This window comes from Kangiella sp. M94, assembly GCF_054926195.1.
Genome location: NZ_CM142903.1, coordinates 2,305,010 through 2,319,889, shown reverse-complemented (window position 1 = coordinate 2,319,889; position 14,880 = coordinate 2,305,010). Strand labels below are relative to the sequence as shown.

At 45.6% G+C, this 14,880-nt stretch carries 15 protein-coding genes; 11 read left to right on the top strand and 4 right to left on the bottom strand.

The window, feature by feature from the left end:
* The first annotated feature begins 21 nt into the window (after nucleotides 1–21).
* The 7 genes from ACYTXU_RS10685 (at nucleotide 22) to ACYTXU_RS10655 (ending at nucleotide 6,895) form a co-directional block, all read left to right on the top strand.
* The gene (locus ACYTXU_RS10685) at nucleotides 22–813 is read left to right on the top strand and encodes an SURF1 family protein (protein WP_462206746.1); all 792 of its coding nucleotides are present in this window, start codon (nucleotides 22–24) and stop codon (nucleotides 811–813) included.
* Complete coding sequence (locus ACYTXU_RS10680) at nucleotides 794–1,405, top strand: hypothetical protein (protein WP_462206745.1); 612 nt, start codon at nucleotides 794–796, stop codon at nucleotides 1,403–1,405. Before ACYTXU_RS10685 ends, ACYTXU_RS10680 begins: the two co-directional genes overlap by 20 nt.
* A gap of 13 nt (nucleotides 1,406–1,418) precedes the next feature.
* The gene (locus tag ACYTXU_RS10675; protein ID WP_462206743.1) at nucleotides 1,419–2,528 is read left to right on the top strand and encodes a COX15/CtaA family protein; all 1,110 of its coding nucleotides are present in this window, start codon (nucleotides 1,419–1,421) and stop codon (nucleotides 2,526–2,528) included.
* Nucleotides 2,521–3,468, top strand: a complete 948-nt coding sequence (cyoE, locus tag ACYTXU_RS10670; RefSeq protein ID WP_462206742.1) for a heme o synthase — start codon at nucleotides 2,521–2,523, stop codon at nucleotides 3,466–3,468. Before ACYTXU_RS10675 ends, cyoE begins: the two co-directional genes overlap by 8 nt.
* A gap of 18 nt (nucleotides 3,469–3,486) precedes the next feature.
* Nucleotides 3,487–4,137, top strand: coding sequence for an SCO family protein (locus tag ACYTXU_RS10665; protein ID WP_462206741.1), 651 nt, complete (start codon nucleotides 3,487–3,489; stop codon nucleotides 4,135–4,137).
* A 316-nt stretch (nucleotides 4,138–4,453) separates the two neighbouring features.
* On the top strand, nucleotides 4,454–5,839 hold the full coding sequence (locus ACYTXU_RS10660; protein ID WP_462206740.1) for an MATE family efflux transporter: 1,386 nt from the start codon (nucleotides 4,454–4,456) through the stop codon (nucleotides 5,837–5,839).
* 30 nt (nucleotides 5,840–5,869) lie between these two features.
* Nucleotides 5,870–6,895, top strand: coding sequence for a glycosyltransferase family 9 protein (locus ACYTXU_RS10655; protein WP_462206738.1), 1,026 nt, complete (start codon nucleotides 5,870–5,872; stop codon nucleotides 6,893–6,895).
* A 5-nt stretch (nucleotides 6,896–6,900) separates the two neighbouring features.
* Here ACYTXU_RS10655 and ACYTXU_RS10650 read toward each other — a convergent pair whose 3' ends face one another.
* Nucleotides 6,901–8,391: a lysophospholipid acyltransferase family protein gene (locus ACYTXU_RS10650; protein WP_462206736.1), complete on the bottom strand. Its 1,491-nt coding sequence runs from the start codon at nucleotides 8,389–8,391 to the stop codon at nucleotides 6,901–6,903.
* Nucleotides 8,392–8,516: 125 nt separating this feature from the next.
* Between ACYTXU_RS10650 and ACYTXU_RS10645 the strand changes: the two genes are divergently transcribed.
* The 4 genes from ACYTXU_RS10645 (at nucleotide 8,517) to ACYTXU_RS10630 (ending at nucleotide 10,801) form a co-directional block, all read left to right on the top strand.
* Nucleotides 8,517–8,897: a DUF423 domain-containing protein gene (locus ACYTXU_RS10645; RefSeq protein WP_462206735.1), complete on the top strand. Its 381-nt coding sequence runs from the start codon at nucleotides 8,517–8,519 to the stop codon at nucleotides 8,895–8,897.
* Nucleotides 8,898–8,932: 35 nt separating this feature from the next.
* The gene (locus ACYTXU_RS10640) at nucleotides 8,933–9,439 is read left to right on the top strand and encodes a TIGR02444 family protein (protein ID WP_462206734.1); all 507 of its coding nucleotides are present in this window, start codon (nucleotides 8,933–8,935) and stop codon (nucleotides 9,437–9,439) included.
* 66 nt (nucleotides 9,440–9,505) lie between these two features.
* Nucleotides 9,506–10,456, top strand: coding sequence for an FKBP-type peptidyl-prolyl cis-trans isomerase (gene fkpA / locus ACYTXU_RS10635; RefSeq protein WP_462206733.1), 951 nt, complete (start codon nucleotides 9,506–9,508; stop codon nucleotides 10,454–10,456).
* A gap of 18 nt (nucleotides 10,457–10,474) precedes the next feature.
* Nucleotides 10,475–10,801 carry an Mpo1-like protein gene (locus ACYTXU_RS10630; protein WP_462206731.1) on the top strand — a complete coding sequence of 109 codons (327 nt, stop codon included), beginning with the start codon at nucleotides 10,475–10,477 and terminating at the stop codon, nucleotides 10,799–10,801.
* A 585-nt stretch (nucleotides 10,802–11,386) separates the two neighbouring features.
* On the opposite strand, the gene ACYTXU_RS10625 is transcribed toward ACYTXU_RS10630, so the two are convergent.
* The 3 genes from ACYTXU_RS10625 to ACYTXU_RS10615 form a co-directional block, all read right to left on the bottom strand.
* Nucleotides 11,387–11,683 (bottom strand): antibiotic biosynthesis monooxygenase family protein, encoded by a 297-nt coding sequence (locus ACYTXU_RS10625; protein WP_462206730.1) that lies wholly within the window; start codon nucleotides 11,681–11,683, stop codon nucleotides 11,387–11,389.
* A gap of 23 nt (nucleotides 11,684–11,706) precedes the next feature.
* On the bottom strand, nucleotides 11,707–12,219 hold the full coding sequence (locus ACYTXU_RS10620; RefSeq protein WP_462206729.1) for a disulfide bond formation protein B: 513 nt from the start codon (nucleotides 12,217–12,219) through the stop codon (nucleotides 11,707–11,709).
* A 162-nt stretch (nucleotides 12,220–12,381) separates the two neighbouring features.
* Complete coding sequence (locus tag ACYTXU_RS10615) at nucleotides 12,382–14,703, bottom strand: Tex family protein (RefSeq protein ID WP_462206728.1); 2,322 nt, start codon at nucleotides 14,701–14,703, stop codon at nucleotides 12,382–12,384.
* Between the last annotated feature and the right edge of the window lie 177 nt (nucleotides 14,704–14,880).

Below are 14,880 nucleotides of genomic sequence, written 5' to 3'. Positions count from 1 at the left end.
GTAGAATGTTAAGGGCTTGTTTTGTTTAAACCTTTGTTTCAAATATCGCTGGGTAAACGCAGTTTTACGCCTACCTTGCTCCCAACCATTGCCTTCTTATTATTGCTCCCAGTTCTGCTGCGTCTAGGTGTCTGGCAACTGGATCGTGCTCAAGAAAAGCGCGAGTTGATAGCGAGCCTTGAGGCTAAATCCAGTCAGCAAAGCATTGGCTTGCAACAGGCACTTCAATTAGAGCAGCCCGACCAGACCAAAGTTACCGTTAGCGGGGCTCCTGTTCATGGTATTCATCTGGTGGTTGATAACCAAAAGCATGAGGGACGATTGGGTTATGAGGTTTATGGCTTGTGGCAAGTCGAGGCAGACACTTCTGGCCAGCTGCCTGAGTATGTACTGGTTAGCCGTGGCTGGCTTCCGCGTCAAGATTTTTACCAAAAAGTACCCGATATCCCGGAATTTACGGATAATCAGCTTTCAGGCCAGCTCTATTTTTCCAAGGGCTCCAATCAGGTTGTGGCGCAAAATGCCCAGTGGCAAAAGTTCGATAATGCCTGGCTCATTGGCCAGTTTGATCTGGAAACTATTGCAGAAAAAGCGGGCGAAATAGGGTATCATACCGCTCCTTTTGTGGTCAGGCAGCAGGCAGATTCCAGTTCCCCCTTCGTCAGGCAGTGGGAGTTGGTGGCAAGTCCTCCGGAAAAGCATATTGCCTATGCGGTTCAGTGGTTTGGGATGGCCTTGGTGCTGATCATTTTATTCATTGTGTTAAATCTAAATCTAAAGCGAGAGAGACAAGATGAGTCAGCAAACGGTTGACCCGAAAGTACGCAGTCAAAACCGAAAAGTCGTTTCAGCTCTGGTCCTGGTATTTGCCGCACCGGTAATTCTGGCCTATGTAGCAATGCATATGGGCTGGTTCCATGTGGCAACCAAGAATAACGGCACCCTTCTGGAAACTCCTTATCCTCATTTCGATCAATTTGAATGGTTTGGTGTTGATGATCAGCCGTTACACTTCAAAGATTTCGAAACTCAGTGGTGGTGGATTTATTTTCCTGAGCAGAACACCTGTGATGAAGTTTGCGAATTGAACATTCATTGGCTGACGCAGACTCACGCCACATTGGGTAAAGAGTCTGAAAAGCTTACCCGACTGATCGTTTTCCCAGATGACATTATTTATGAAGATAAGGTGCAGGACAGCGAACAGTTACGTCTGGCACGTGGCAATGGTAAGCCGACTGAGGGCGACAGCGTGCAACTTGAGGCTGGCAAGATTTATTTGATGGATGTGCATGGCAATATTTTCATGCGCTACGAGCCAGTAGCTGATGAGCAGGAAGCGATGATGCGCAGCAAAGGTCTGCGTGATGATGTGCGACGTGCCATTAAGGCCACAGGTTTGTAAGTAGGTACTATTAATGCAAAAAAGAACTTTACGTAGATTTGCAATTTTTGCCAGTATTCTGGCGCTGTGCGTGATTTTGCTGGGTGCCTGGACGCGTCTTAGTGACGCTGGCCTGGGCTGCCCTGATTGGCCGGGTTGCTATGGTCATTTCACTGTGCCGCAAGATGCTGAATATATTAAGCAGGCCGAGGTTAAATACAATCAGGTGTTTGAGGCTGATAAAGCCTGGCCTGAAATGATTCACCGCCACTTCGCTAAAGCGATTGGTCTGGTGATTATCATTCTCTTTATCGGAGCCTGGAGAGGGCGACGCAAAGACCCAACCATTCCAGTTCTAATTCCTTCCATACTTCTACCGCTGGTCATCTTCCAGGGTTTACTGGGGATGTGGACAGTGACCTTAAAAGTGCATCCATTTGTGGTCATGCTGCATTTGTTGGGTGGCTTCTCAATCATATCGTTGTTGTTTTTGTACATTCTGCAATTAAGACCGAAGATTGTTTCACTGTCGCAGGTTGTCGCCAAGAAATTCAAAAAGTTGGCGCTGGTCAGTTTTATAGTGGTGATACTGCAAATCGCATTGGGCGGCTGGACTGCGGCTAACTATGCGGCAACGGCCTGTACTGAACTACCTTTCTGTAATGATGGCTGGACACAGAATGTTGACTTTAAAGGTGGTTATGATCTGTGGCAAAAGGGGTTCGAGTTTGATGAATTCAAGGCTCTGGAACAGGAAAAGTTCGAAGCTGATTTAGCTAAAGCTCAGGGCGAATCCTTTATCAATTACGAAGGTGGCGTTTTAAATCACCAGCAAAAAGTAGCGATTCATGTCAGTCACCGTATCGGTGCTTATCTTGTCTTCCTGGTGGTGGGCTTATTGGCAATTCTGATGATTCGTGAAAGAGACAGTGTACTGATACGTCACTTTGGGCGTGCATTGGCATTAGTGCTCATCGGACAAATGCTGCTGGGCTTCAGTAATATTATCTTTGCTCTGCCGTTGTATGTGGCCGTTGCCCATAATGGTGGTGGTGTCGTCTTATTATTAACCTTGATTGCAGTGAACTTTTTGGTTAATTGGCAATTTAAACAATCCAAGCAAGAGGGAGGCAAGCATGGCTAATTCGAATCAGCAAACCCAGGCAACAGAGGGTGTGCCGAAAAGCCAAGGTCGCCCTATCACCTGGCGTGATTATTATGAACTGACCAAACCGAAAGTGGTTTATTTGTTGGTTTTTACTGCCGTAGTGGGTATGTTTTTGGCCAACGATGTGACTCAAAGCTGGTTCCCACCATTAAATGCTTTAATCTTCGGCACTTTGGGTATTGCTTTTGCTTCGGGTGCCGCAGCAGTGGTTAACCATGTGGTCGATGCGCGCATTGATACCATGATGGCTCGCACTATGCAGCGTCCAGTAGCGCAAGGTCGTGTTAAGCCTCGTAATGCCGTTATCTTTTCAGCAGTGCTGGCCATTGTTGCTATGGCTATGCTGTGGTTCCTGGTTAACCCCTTAACGGCTGTACTAACGCTCGGCGGGCTGGTCGGTTATGCTTTTGTTTACACCATGTTTTTGAAGCGTGCGACGCCACAGAACATTGTGATTGGTGGTCTATCAGGTGCTATTCCTCCGCTGCTCGGTTGGACTTCGGTGACGGGTTCTGCCGATCCACATGCGTGGTTACTGGTGCTGATCATATTCACCTGGACGCCACCGCACTTCTGGGCGCTATCGATTCATCGCATCGAAGATTATGCTAAAGCTGAGATTCCGATGTTACCAGTCACACATGGCGAAGATTTCACCAAGACTTCCATCGTGCTGTATACGGTTCTATTAATCTTATCGACATTGCTACCTTACCTGACTGGTATGAGCGGTATTATTTATTTGGTCGCTGCTGTGGGTTTGGGGCTTTGGTTTTTGTATTACACCGTGGTGCTTAAGTATCGTGAGCGTGAAGGCATTGCCATGAAAACATTTGGTGTTTCCATTGGTTATCTAACCTTCTTATTCGCATTCTTATTGATCGACCACTATGTCGATCCCTTTATTAACTTTTAATCTAGACTAGAGGCTAACATGCAGAAAAATTCAGCATTTGCCAGAATGATTTTTATTATAGTTGCAGTTCTTTCGCTAGCAGCTGGTGTCATGTCCTATCAGTTATTGTTTGCGCCAAAAGAAATGCAAATGATGCGCACCTTTGGTGAACCGCGTGCGATAGCACCTTTTGAGGGCAAGACCCATAACGGCGAAACGTTCAATCAGGAAAACTTTATCGGTACCTGGAGTATTGTCTTTTTTGGCTTTACCACCTGCCCGGATGTGTGCCCAACCGCAATGAGCAATATCAATCAGGTCATGCAAAAGTTACCGCAAGATATCGCTAATTCAACCCAGGTAGTGATGGTCTCAGTCGATCCCGAGCGTGATAGCATTGAGCGACTGGCTAAATATGTGCCAGCGTTTAACAAAGACTTTATAGGTCTCAATGCTGGTTTAGAAGAAACCCGCAAACTGACTGAATCGATTGGTGTCACTTTCTATAAAATACCCGGCCATGATGATCCGGATAACTACCTGGTCGAACATACAGCTCGCTGGTTTATTATCGACCCACTTGGACGACGTTATGCGTTACTGACGCCAGATGAAGTGTTACCGGGTGAAGACTTAGTGGGGACCGTGGCGAGGGATTTTCAAATTTTAAGAGAACAGTCAGAATTCTAATCCCAGACTGGTAGTATTAGGAAAAAGATAAAGTTGCAGGCTGGCTCCAAGAGTCCCCCTTAGAGTTAGGCGAGAGAAGAAAAGTTATAGGGCAAGTTGGGCAGGACGCCCAATTTAGCCACTTCGAAACAGGACGTTTCGTATTGGCGGCCCGTAATAACTTTGATGAGCGAGGGAAGTCCGAAGGACCTAACGACTGGGGTGCCTTTCTTTTTGGTTACTTTTTCTTGGGCACGCAAGAAAAAGTGACTCGCCGAGTGGCGAAACCTCCATCTAAAGATTATTCATCAGTCCAATACTAATCATCAAACACAACATGAAACTCTGGACCTATAAAACCCTAAAACAAGACCTAACCCGTCGTGATCAGCATTCGGCGATTTGGCGTATTGCGTTGCCGATGTTGCTGTCGAATATGACGGTGCCTTTGGTGGGGCTGGTGGATTCGGCGGTGATGGGGCATTTGCCTGAGCCGTTTTATCTGGCGGCGGTGGGGCTGGGTGCGGCGTTGTTTACGTTTATTGTCTGGACCATGGGTTTTCTGCGGATGATTACGACGGGGCTGGTGGCGCAGGCTTATGGTGCAGAAGATCATGTGGCGATTCGGCAGTGGTTGTTTTTGTCTTCTTTGTTGGGGCTGTCGGTGGCATTGCTGACGCTACTGTTAAATCCTTGGTTGATTGAGCTGATTTTATGGTGGATTGAGGGTTCTCCAGAGGTTGAGTCGAGTGTTCTGGCGTATTGGAATACTCGGATCTGGGGGCTGCCGTTTAGTTTGCTCAATGCGGTGATGATTGGCTGGTTTCTGGGTATGCAGACGGCGCGTATTCCGTTCTGGATGCTGCTGATTATTAACCTGCTTAATGTGATTCTGGATCTGTATTTTGTATTGGGCCTGGGTATGACAGTTGAGGGTGTTGCATTGGCCAGCGTGATTGCCGAAGCGGTCGGTTTTGCGTTTGGTGCATATCATGTGGTGCGTCTGTTAGCTCAGTATCCCATTGCTGAGAAATTTAAGCTGGCATGGCACAAGCTGAAAAGGTTATTGAGTTTAAATGGCGATTTATTGATTCGTACCCTGGCGTTGGAGTTGGTCTTTTTTACCATTCATGCCCGTGGTGCTGAGCTCGGCGATGAAGTGATGGCAATCAATGCCATACTGCTGAATTTCCTGTTGTTAATTGCTAATGGCCTGGATGGTTTTGCTAATGCTGTTGAGGCTCTAGTGGGTAAGGCGATTGGCCGCAATAATTGGCGGGACTTTCGCTCCAGCATTAATGTTGGCGGGTTATGGTCATTACTGGTCAGTGTGATTTTTGCACTTGTCTTCTGGCTGTTCATTGAGGAATTCATTGGTTTGATCACCACCATTGATAGTGTGATAGAGGCCTCTGAGCCTTATCATCTGTATATTATTTTTATGGCTCTGGTATCAGTCTGGAGCTTCTGGTTGGATGGTGTTTTTATTGGTGCCTCGCAAATCAGCGCTATGCGTAACTCTATGCTGATTGCCGTTTTAGTTGGCTTTGTGCCTTTGTATTTCCTGACCAAAAGTTTTGGCAACCACGGCTTGTGGTGGGCTTTTTATGCCTTTATGCTACTGCGAGCACTCAGTTCGGTGTTATTCTTAAAAATGGGTATTCGAGCAGGCGCTTACATCACACTGGATAAAGAGCCACTGTCGAATAGAGAGTACGAATAAAGAATAATGTAAAGACCTTAAGGACTTAAAATGCAGGTTGCGCTAGTCAGGTTATCGGCAATTGGTGATTGCACACTGGTGTTGCCGGTGGTGCGCGCTTTATTAAGACAAGAGCCTGAACTGGAGCTGCATTGGATTATAGGTAAGGCAGCTTATTCATTATTAAAACACTCCACTCATCCTCGGTTGCATTTTATTGCCATTGATAAGCCCAAAAGCATTTCAGACTATAGAGCGCTAAAAAAACAATTATCACCCATAAAGTTTGATGCCGTTTTGGCAATGCAGGCAAGCGCACGTGCAAATTTAATCTATCCGCTAATTAAAAGTACCCGCAAAATTGGTTTTGATAAAGTTCGCGCACGTGATTGGCAGTGGTTATTTACTAACGAAAGAATAGCCTTTGCGGATGAGCATCTGCACGATAGTTTTAGGCGTTTTGCTGAACAGTTAACTAACTCTAGGCTTGAAGTGACTACAGACGATTGGCTCATTCAACTGTCAGATGAAAGTCAGCAGTCTACTCTTGAGCTTAAGTTGCCCGAACAATTTGTTGTCATTAATCCCGCGGCAAGCAAATTAGAGCGCTGCTGGTCGGTCAATAATTATGTTCAGCTGATTCAGCAGATTAAGCAGGAATACGATTTACCGATAGTGTTAACCGGTGGGCCAGATGATTTGGATAAGGTTCTGGCGAAGCAGATTGAAGAACAAGTCGGTGTCATTAACTGTGTGGGAAAAACCAATTTACAGCAGCTGGCTGCTATTTTGCAGAAAACAAAAGCCTGTATTGCACCAGACACTGGTCCGGCTCATATCGCCAATGCAGTAGGCACGCCAGTTATAGGTTTGTATGCAGTAGCGCCCAGCAAGCTCTCCGGCCCCTACCTGAATCAGAGTTATACTATCGATAAGTTTGAACAGGCAGTAAAACAGTTTCTAGGTAAAGAGCTGAATCAAGTTTCATGGCGGACGCGAGTGCATAACCGCCAGGCAATGGAGCTGATCAGTGTTGATGATGTGATGGATAAAGTGAGCAGTATTTTTAAGAGATGAGTCGCTTACGGATTCATCTGATACTGCTCAATAAATAACTCACGGCAACGCTGACTGTCTTTTAATAACGCAATCGCTTCTATCATCTTTTGACGATCTTTTTCACGCAAAGATTCCTTAAGTTCACGGTCAAAAAATTCGCAGTTGGTTGGATTTAATAGAATAAAAGCCCCGTTGGGTAAAATCTGAATATTGGCCTGACGAATGTCACTTAAATAAACCCCTTCACTATGTAGATGTCTAAGCCAGCTTCCGAGCAGAATAGCGGTTGGTTCATGACGATCAGCAGGGATATGGCTCAGGCTAACACCGGGTACTTCCAGATAGCGCAACATATAGGCATTGCGCTCCTCACATAACGTAAATTCCTGCGGAGTGATGGTATAAAAGCCGCGGAAGGTAAACAGCGAACATTTATCCAGCATGCGCTTAAGTTCTTGGCGAGTGATATCAATCGCCAGACTGGTGCGACGCGGGAAGATATTAAGCAACTGCCCATCAAAGGTGCGTACCAGCTTTGGCAAGCCATCTTGTCGGGTTAATACTTTACCGGCACTTATGCCGCCATCGTGTTGCTCTGCACTAATAGTGTTTAGTTTTGGTGGCTTTTGCTTGTAGATAGTGCGCTGACCTTCCGGCAAGGTTTTAAAACGGCGGTGAACCCAATAATATTGCTCAGGGGCTTGCATGATGCAGGCCTCAAGAATTTTGTTGGTCATAGTGCAATCGATATCATCCTTTCCGGTAAATTCAATTTCCGGTAATACTTCAACAATCATTTTACCGTTGGAATCTTTGTGGTAACTGACTGGCAGTACAATGGCATTGCCTAGCTTGGTGATGCGCATTGGCGAGTTAAGTGTTGCCATAGGATTGCCAAAAAAGGGAGCGAACACAGTGGCTTTACGACCCATATCCTGATCCGGCATAAACCACAGATTCTTACCAGACTTTAACCATTTACCAATTGAGCGAATATCATTGCGGCCCATGGTTTGGGTACGATTATTGCGCCCTTTTTGAATATGATGATCGAGTGCTGGATTTTTATTTGGACGATAAAACGCGGCAAACTCAAGGTAGCGGGACATAATGGCGCCCGACAGTTCCAGACTGGTGTTGTGATAGCCTAGAAAGAAAATACCGCGGCCAGTCGCCTGCGCCTTTTCATAATGTTCAAGGCCACGAATCTCATGGTATTTTTCCAGCTTGCTAAAAGGTTTATACCAAGCCAGCGCTAATTCAGCAAAGCCCTCTCCAAGTGCCAAAAAATGCTGTTTACACAGCTTCTGGCGTTCAGAGTAGCTTACATTGGAAAAGCAGTAGCGGAGATTGGCTTCAACAATGATGCGACGGCTCTTAACTCGATATAGCAGACGACCTAGCTGACGACCGCAAGCAATAACAAACGGATAGGGGAGCTTTGCGAACAGTTTCAGTAAGCCAAAGGCCAGGCCAATGAAGAAAGACGATACTTTGCTGGGTTTTTTAGCCAAGAGATTCAAATCATTAGAAAATTTCCATCATTTTACCCGTAAAGCGACCCATTATAAAACCGCAGATTTTGTAAACCGCTTTTCTCATGTAATACTAAGGCCCTTTTAAACTTCTCTAATAATAGATGAAAAAGCATTTTATCTTACATGGCACCATGTTTATGGCGCTTGGGGTAGCGTTAGGAGCAGTCGGCTCGCACGCACTAAGCCTGAACAGCGATATGCAAAGGTTGTTCGAACTGGGTGTCCAATATCAGATTTACCATGCATTAGGCCTGTTGGCGGTCGGTTTCGTCTCGGGCTTTATAGCAGATGGTAAAGGAGAGTTAGCTGGCTGGTTAATGTTTGCCGGTATCGTAGGCTTCAGCGGAGGCTTGTATTTTTACGCATTGACGGGCAATGACCTGATCCGTAAAGTAATCCCTCTCGGCGGAAGCCTTCTCATAATAAGCTGGCTGGTCTTTTTCTGGGCTGTCTTAGTCAGCAAGGTCGAGAACAAGAATTAAGTTTAAGTACCTGTATCAACGAATGGGGTAAGTTGATGGTCAAGGAACAGCTATTACAACATCACCAGGATAACTTCTGGGATTGGTCGTGCCTGTTTTATGAGGTAACGCAGGCCAAGCCCTTGCTGCTTAAATTACAAGATAGCTATCAACTGAATGTAAACTATGTGCTATTGGCCTTATGGGCTGAAAAGCAGGGTATTGCAATGGATATGGTTATCTGGAAGAAAGTGATACGTGATGGCCGGCAAGCGACCCAAGCTGTTTCAGATCTTCGTAACAGACGTCGACAGGCAAAACATCTGGGACAGAAGGACGAATATAAAAAACTGTTGGCTGTTGAGCTGAAAGGTGAAAAACTGGTTCAACAACAAGCCATTAAGAGCCTATTGCCGTTCTGGCCGATCGTACCTCATTCAATTGAACCAATGAGTAACCTACGGCTCTATATTCAAACTCAGGCTCAGTCAAGAATTGAAGCGGATGAAGCTTTACAGGAAGCTTCTGAACTAGGTGGCATAGTTCAAAAGTTACAAGTTTAGACCTCGCATTTTGTAGGCAACTCCTGCACAATGCCTGTTTTTCAACCACTATTTGGGGAAATTGAAGTGAGAAAACTAACGATGAAGAAAACGACATTAGCACTAGCGCTAAGCGCTGTATTAATAGGTTGTGAGCAATCCAATGAAACACAGTCTGAACAAACTGAAGAAACACAGAAAGTTGCAGAATTCAAAGGTGAATACGATAAAACCGCTTATGCGATTGGCGTAAATTTCTCGACTCAAATGGGTCAGAATTTTGAGTCGCTTAAAGAATACGGAGTCGAGATTGATCCTCAGATTGTTGCTGAAGGTATTAAGGATGGCTTTGCCGGTAATGCTCAGTTAACGGATGAAGAAGTTGCTGAGCAAATGGATGCTTTTCAAAGTGACTTAAACAAGAAAATGGAAGAGCATCAAGCCAAGCTAGAAGCCGAAGCTCAGCAAGAAGCAGAGGCAAACCTGGCTGCTGGCGATGCTTTCCGCGAAGAATATGCACAGAAAGAAGGCGTTAAAACTACTGAATCTGGCTTGATGTATCGTGTTGTTGAAGCCAGTGGCAGCGAAGACAGCCCCGCTGCAGAAGACACTGTCAGAGTTCATTACCGTGGTACCTTTATTGACGGTAAAGAGTTCGATAGTTCTTATGAGCGTAAACAGCCCATCGACTTTCCATTGCGTGGTGTGATTCCAGGCTGGACTGAAGGCGTTCAGTTGATGAATGTTGGCGATAAATACGAGTTTGTGATCAAGCCTGATTTAGCTTATGGCGAAATGGACCGTGGCGCTATTCCTGGCAATTCAACGCTTGTTTTCGAAGTTGAACTACTTGAAATCAACCCAACTGAGCCAGTTCAGCCTGCAGAAGAGCCAGCCATTGATGAACAGCTTGAAGAGCAAGTAGAAGAAGCTGCTCAAGAGTTGGAACAGGCTGCTGAAGCGACTGAGGAAACTGTTGAAGAAGTTGCCGAAGAAGTTGAAGAGGAAGTTAAAGAAGCAACTGGCGATGACCAGTAATTAGATGTAAGAACAACTATGGCGGACAAAAGTATCAAAAGCTTTAAAGAGTTTTGGCCTTTTTATCTCGGTGAGCATCGCTTGCCGAGTAACCGCCTGTTTCATTATGTTGGCACTACAGCTTCATTGCTGTTACTGATCTTTTTGATTGCAACCCAGCAATGGGTGTGGCTACCACTAGTATTAGTCGTTGGTTATGGGCCAGCCTGGATTGGCCATTTCGTGATTGAGAAGAATCGACCAGCCACCTTCACTTATCCTTTATGGTCATTAATGGCAGATTATAAGATGTTATTTATGGCTATGACGGGGCAGTTAAAAAAAGAGTGGCCGAAGTATTTTTAGACTGATTGTTCAGTCTTGATGCGATGTTAGTCTAGGATTTTATTTGTACCTTCAAGCAGTTATGTCATTCACCACGGGCACTTCCTGTGGTCGCCCGCGAAGGAGGGTGACCGTAGGAAATGCCTCTGGTAAATCTATATCTTTTTATAATCATTCCTGCACCTGTCCTTTCGCCACTCAGCGAGTTACTTTTACAGAATACATCCCTGTATTCTGCTTAAGCCAGCGTCGTTTCACTCCGCTGTTCAAATTTGTTCCAGACAAATTTGTCTTGCTCTAAGTAACCACAAAATCGTCAGGAACGATTTTGAATAGCGAAGCTAGCCCGAAGGGTGAAGTACAGGATGTACTTCATAAAAGAAGACCACCCCGATATTGAGGCCACGCTACGCGTGACTTCCTGCGCCACTCCCAAAATACTTAACGCACCAGAATTTACATCACATCCATGTGCTGAAAATTCTTATCAAAATCATCCACGATTTTGATTGCTATATTTTGTACGTGCCTTAGCTCAATATAAGGGGGAAATTGGTGCTATCCATTGTCTTGGGGAAAGTTTGATTAAATTCGGTAGGTAAGCATCTAGCTTTTAAGATGACTGCTTTCTAATACAGTAACTTTTTCATCTGACTCAAGTAATGGCCTTATGGCATCAAGCAAATCAAGTCGATGTTCTGATTCAGCCCACACTTCCCAGGTCTCAAATGAGTCCCAGCATGACATAACGATGACGTGATTGGGGTTGTCTTTAACGTGGAAAATCTCGCCGGTTAAGAAGCCTGCGGAGTTACTGGCTTTATTTTTCGCTTGGCGGATCAGTGCATGATAATCGTCAAGTTTACCTTCTTGAATCACTCGCTCGATAATAACTCGGATCATAAGAGCCTCAATTGTGCTTTAGATTAAAGTGGTTTTGGTTGCTGGAATGCTTTAAACAGTCTAAAGCCAAATACCAGCGCCGCTATGATGAAAATGATAAGCATCCAGCCGGGCATGGAAATTCCCCAGAAACGCCAGCTGATTTTGGCGCATTCACCTGCACCAGTTAAAACGGTTTGAATGACTTCCATGAAAGGCAATATATCCATCATGTAATCAAGCGGAGCACCGCAAGCAGGCGCTTCGCCTTCTGGCAGGTTTTGCAGGTAGACGTGACGTCCAGAAATGCCAATGCCAACTAGAGCGGTTAGCAGACCTAAAATCTGGTAGATACGATTACTGATGGAGTGGATCGCAGGGTTATGAATGGCGTTAAGCAATAATACAATACCCATTGCTGCCACAGCGACACGTTGGAACATGCACAATGGACAGGGCTCTAGGCCATCAACGTACTGAAAATAAAGGGCCGTTACCAATAACTGATAACAGATGAAAGCACCTAAAAAGTTCCAGCCACGGTTATTTAAATTCATGTTTTATGCTCTATGTGTTGTTAGTTCACAGCACGCGAATAGCGCACACTACCTGCACTTCAGTCAAAGTGCAAGCAGATGTGCATTGCAATAGTACTTAGGGCAATGCACGATTAAAAGTGTCAATTTGTAACCATTCGCTCGCGCGCTCAGTTGAGCCTGCTATTTTTTCAAAGCAGCTGCCAGGGCATCAGCAAAAGCACCCTGTGGCTTATTTTGACCACGCTTATTGGAATGGTTTCCTTTCATAGGGCCTTTTTTATGAGTTTTAGCGTCACGCTTTTGCGCTGGTTTAGACGCAGCCTGAGCATCTGGGCCAATCATTGAAAGGCTAATACGTTTACGCTGCATATCAACGTCCATCACCCAAACCTTGACGATATCACCCGCTTTAACCACTTCGGCAGGGTCTTTGATGAACTCGTTGGCCATCATCGATAAGTGAACCAGGCCATCCTGATGCACGCCAACGTCAATAAAGGCACCAAATGCGGTTACATTAGTGACGACGCCTTCGAGTTCCATACCAATTTTCAGGTCGTTCAGAGTATCAACACCTTCCTTGAACTGAACCATCTTGAATTCAGGTCGAGGATCGCGGCCGGGTTTATCCAGTTCTTTCAAGATGTCATTGACGGTATGCAAACCAAAGGTGTCATCCGTGAAGTCTTGAGCTTTGATTTGACGCAGCTTATCTGAGTTACCCATAAGTTGATGAGCATCCTGCATGTCGAGTGCCTGCATCATTTTTTCAACCACCGGATAGGCTTCGGGGTGAACCGAGGAGCTATCCAGAGCGTTATCACCATCACGGATACGTAAGAAACCGGCGGCCTGCTCATAGGTTTTTGGGCCCATGCGCTCAACTTCTAATAACTGCTTACGGTTATTAAAGCGGCCATTGCTATCACGCCAGTTAACGATATTCTGGGCAATGGTTTTGCTTAAACCGGACACGCGGGTTAACAAGGGCATGGAAGCCATATTCAAATCGACCCCCACGGCGTTTACACAATCTTCCACCACACCGTCGAGGCTTTTGGCCAGCTGGCTTTGGCTGACATCATGCTGATACTGACCAACGCCAATCGACTTAGGTTCGATTTTAACTAATTCCGCTAGAGGATCTTGTAAGCGACGGGCGATTGAGACTGCGCCACGATAGGTCACATCGAGATCAGGAAATTCTTGCGCGGCCAGTGCGGATGCTGAATAGACTGATGCGCCTGCTTCACTGACCATGACTTTTTGCAACTTAAGCTGTGGTGTCATTTTGATCAGCTCTGCAACCAGCTTGTCAGTTTCACGCGATGCGGTGCCGTTGCCAATGCTAACCAGTTGAACTTTATGCATTTCGCACAGAGTTTGCAGTTTGCGTAGCGATTGCTCCCACTGGTTTTGTGGTGCATGTGGGAAGATAGTGGTTTGGGTTAGCAGTTTGCCGGTTTCATCCACAATCACTACCTTAGTACCGGTGCGCAAACCTGGATCAAGCCCCATAGTGGTCTTCGCGCCAGCGGGAGCGGCCATTAATAAATCATGCAAATTGCGGGCAAAAATACGAATTGCTTCGGTTTCGCCAAGCTCGCGTACTTTCGCTAATAATTCAGTCTCAAGATAAAGATGCAATTTGATTTTCCAGGTCCACAGTACTACTTGCTGTAGCCAGTGATCTGCAGCTCGCTTCTGATCTTTGATATTGAAATGCTCGGCGACCATTGATAGGCAAGGGTCACTGGTTTCAGGATCCTTGATAAGGTCCTGATTAGACATCATTTGCAGGTTGAGAATGCCTTCATTACGGCCACGCAATAAAGCCAGAATTCGATGAGACGGAATGGTTTTAAAGGCTTCGTTATGATCGAAGTAATCAGAGAACTTGATGCCTTCTTTTTCCTTGCCTTCGATTACGGTCGAGTGAATAAAGGCATGGTTCCACAAATAGTCACGCAGGGTTTTCAGTAGATCGGCATTCTCGGCGAACAACTCCATCAAGATCTGACGAGCACCATCCAGTGCATCTTTAGTGGTTTCGATCTTGTGTTCCTGATTGAGGTACTTTTCTGCTTCGGCTTCTGGATCAAGTGTTGGGTTCTGCCACAAATCCATGGCCAGTGGTTCCAGGCCTGCTTCGCGCGCGATTTGGGCTTTGGTGCGACGCTTAGGTTTATACGGCAGGTATAAATCTTCCAATTCACTTTTGGTGGTGGCCGCATTAATCGATGACTTTAATTCAGGGGTGAGTTTTTCCTGTTCATCAATACTCTTAAGAATGGCAGCTCGGCGATCTTCAAGCTCGCGCAAATAACCTAACCTTTGCTCAAGATCACGAAGCTGTGTGTCATCCAGCGCACCGGTGACTTCTTTACGGTAGCGTGAGATGAAAGGCACTGTAGAGCCTTCATCAAGTAAGCGAACCGCTGCTTCAACCTGTTGCGGGCGAACATTTAACTCTTGAGCTATCTGTTGGTTTATTTGTAACATCTTGTTAAGTGCTTATTGGGGAAAATATGGCGGCATAGTATAGTGCTTCAGCACCTATGAAAAAAGAACAAAATGCCCAAGTCGGTTTTGACCCAGCACTCAACTTTGAGTAAATAAGGGATAAAGCACTGAGGAGCATAGCTAATTGTTTGTTTTAATGGCCAATTATTGATTCTG

Excerpts from the sequence above, each read along its gene's own strand:
- ACYTXU_RS10680 (WP_462206745.1), top strand. The coding sequence starts at position 794 with ATGAGTCAGCAAACGGTTGACCCGAAAGTACGCAGTCAAAACCGAAAA.
- ACYTXU_RS10675 (WP_462206743.1), top strand. The coding sequence starts at position 1,419 with ATGCAAAAAAGAACTTTACGTAGATTTGCAATTTTTGCCAGTATTCTG.
- cyoE (WP_462206742.1), top strand. The coding sequence starts at position 2,521 with ATGGCTAATTCGAATCAGCAAACCCAGGCAACAGAGGGTGTGCCGAAA.
- ACYTXU_RS10665 (WP_462206741.1), top strand. The coding sequence starts at position 3,487 with ATGCAGAAAAATTCAGCATTTGCCAGAATGATTTTTATTATAGTTGCA.
- ACYTXU_RS10660 (WP_462206740.1), top strand. The coding sequence starts at position 4,454 with ATGAAACTCTGGACCTATAAAACCCTAAAACAAGACCTAACCCGTCGT.
- ACYTXU_RS10655 (WP_462206738.1), top strand. The coding sequence starts at position 5,870 with ATGCAGGTTGCGCTAGTCAGGTTATCGGCAATTGGTGATTGCACACTG.
- ACYTXU_RS10645 (WP_462206735.1), top strand. The coding sequence starts at position 8,517 with ATGAAAAAGCATTTTATCTTACATGGCACCATGTTTATGGCGCTTGGG.
- ACYTXU_RS10640 (WP_462206734.1), top strand. The coding sequence starts at position 8,933 with ATGGTCAAGGAACAGCTATTACAACATCACCAGGATAACTTCTGGGAT.
- ACYTXU_RS10630 (WP_462206731.1), top strand. The coding sequence starts at position 10,475 with ATGGCGGACAAAAGTATCAAAAGCTTTAAAGAGTTTTGGCCTTTTTAT.
- ACYTXU_RS10625 (WP_462206730.1), bottom strand. The coding sequence starts at position 11,683 with ATGATCCGAGTTATTATCGAGCGAGTGATTCAAGAAGGTAAACTTGAC.
- ACYTXU_RS10620 (WP_462206729.1), bottom strand. The coding sequence starts at position 12,219 with ATGAATTTAAATAACCGTGGCTGGAACTTTTTAGGTGCTTTCATCTGT.
- ACYTXU_RS10615 (WP_462206728.1), bottom strand. The coding sequence starts at position 14,703 with ATGTTACAAATAAACCAACAGATAGCTCAAGAGTTAAATGTTCGCCCG.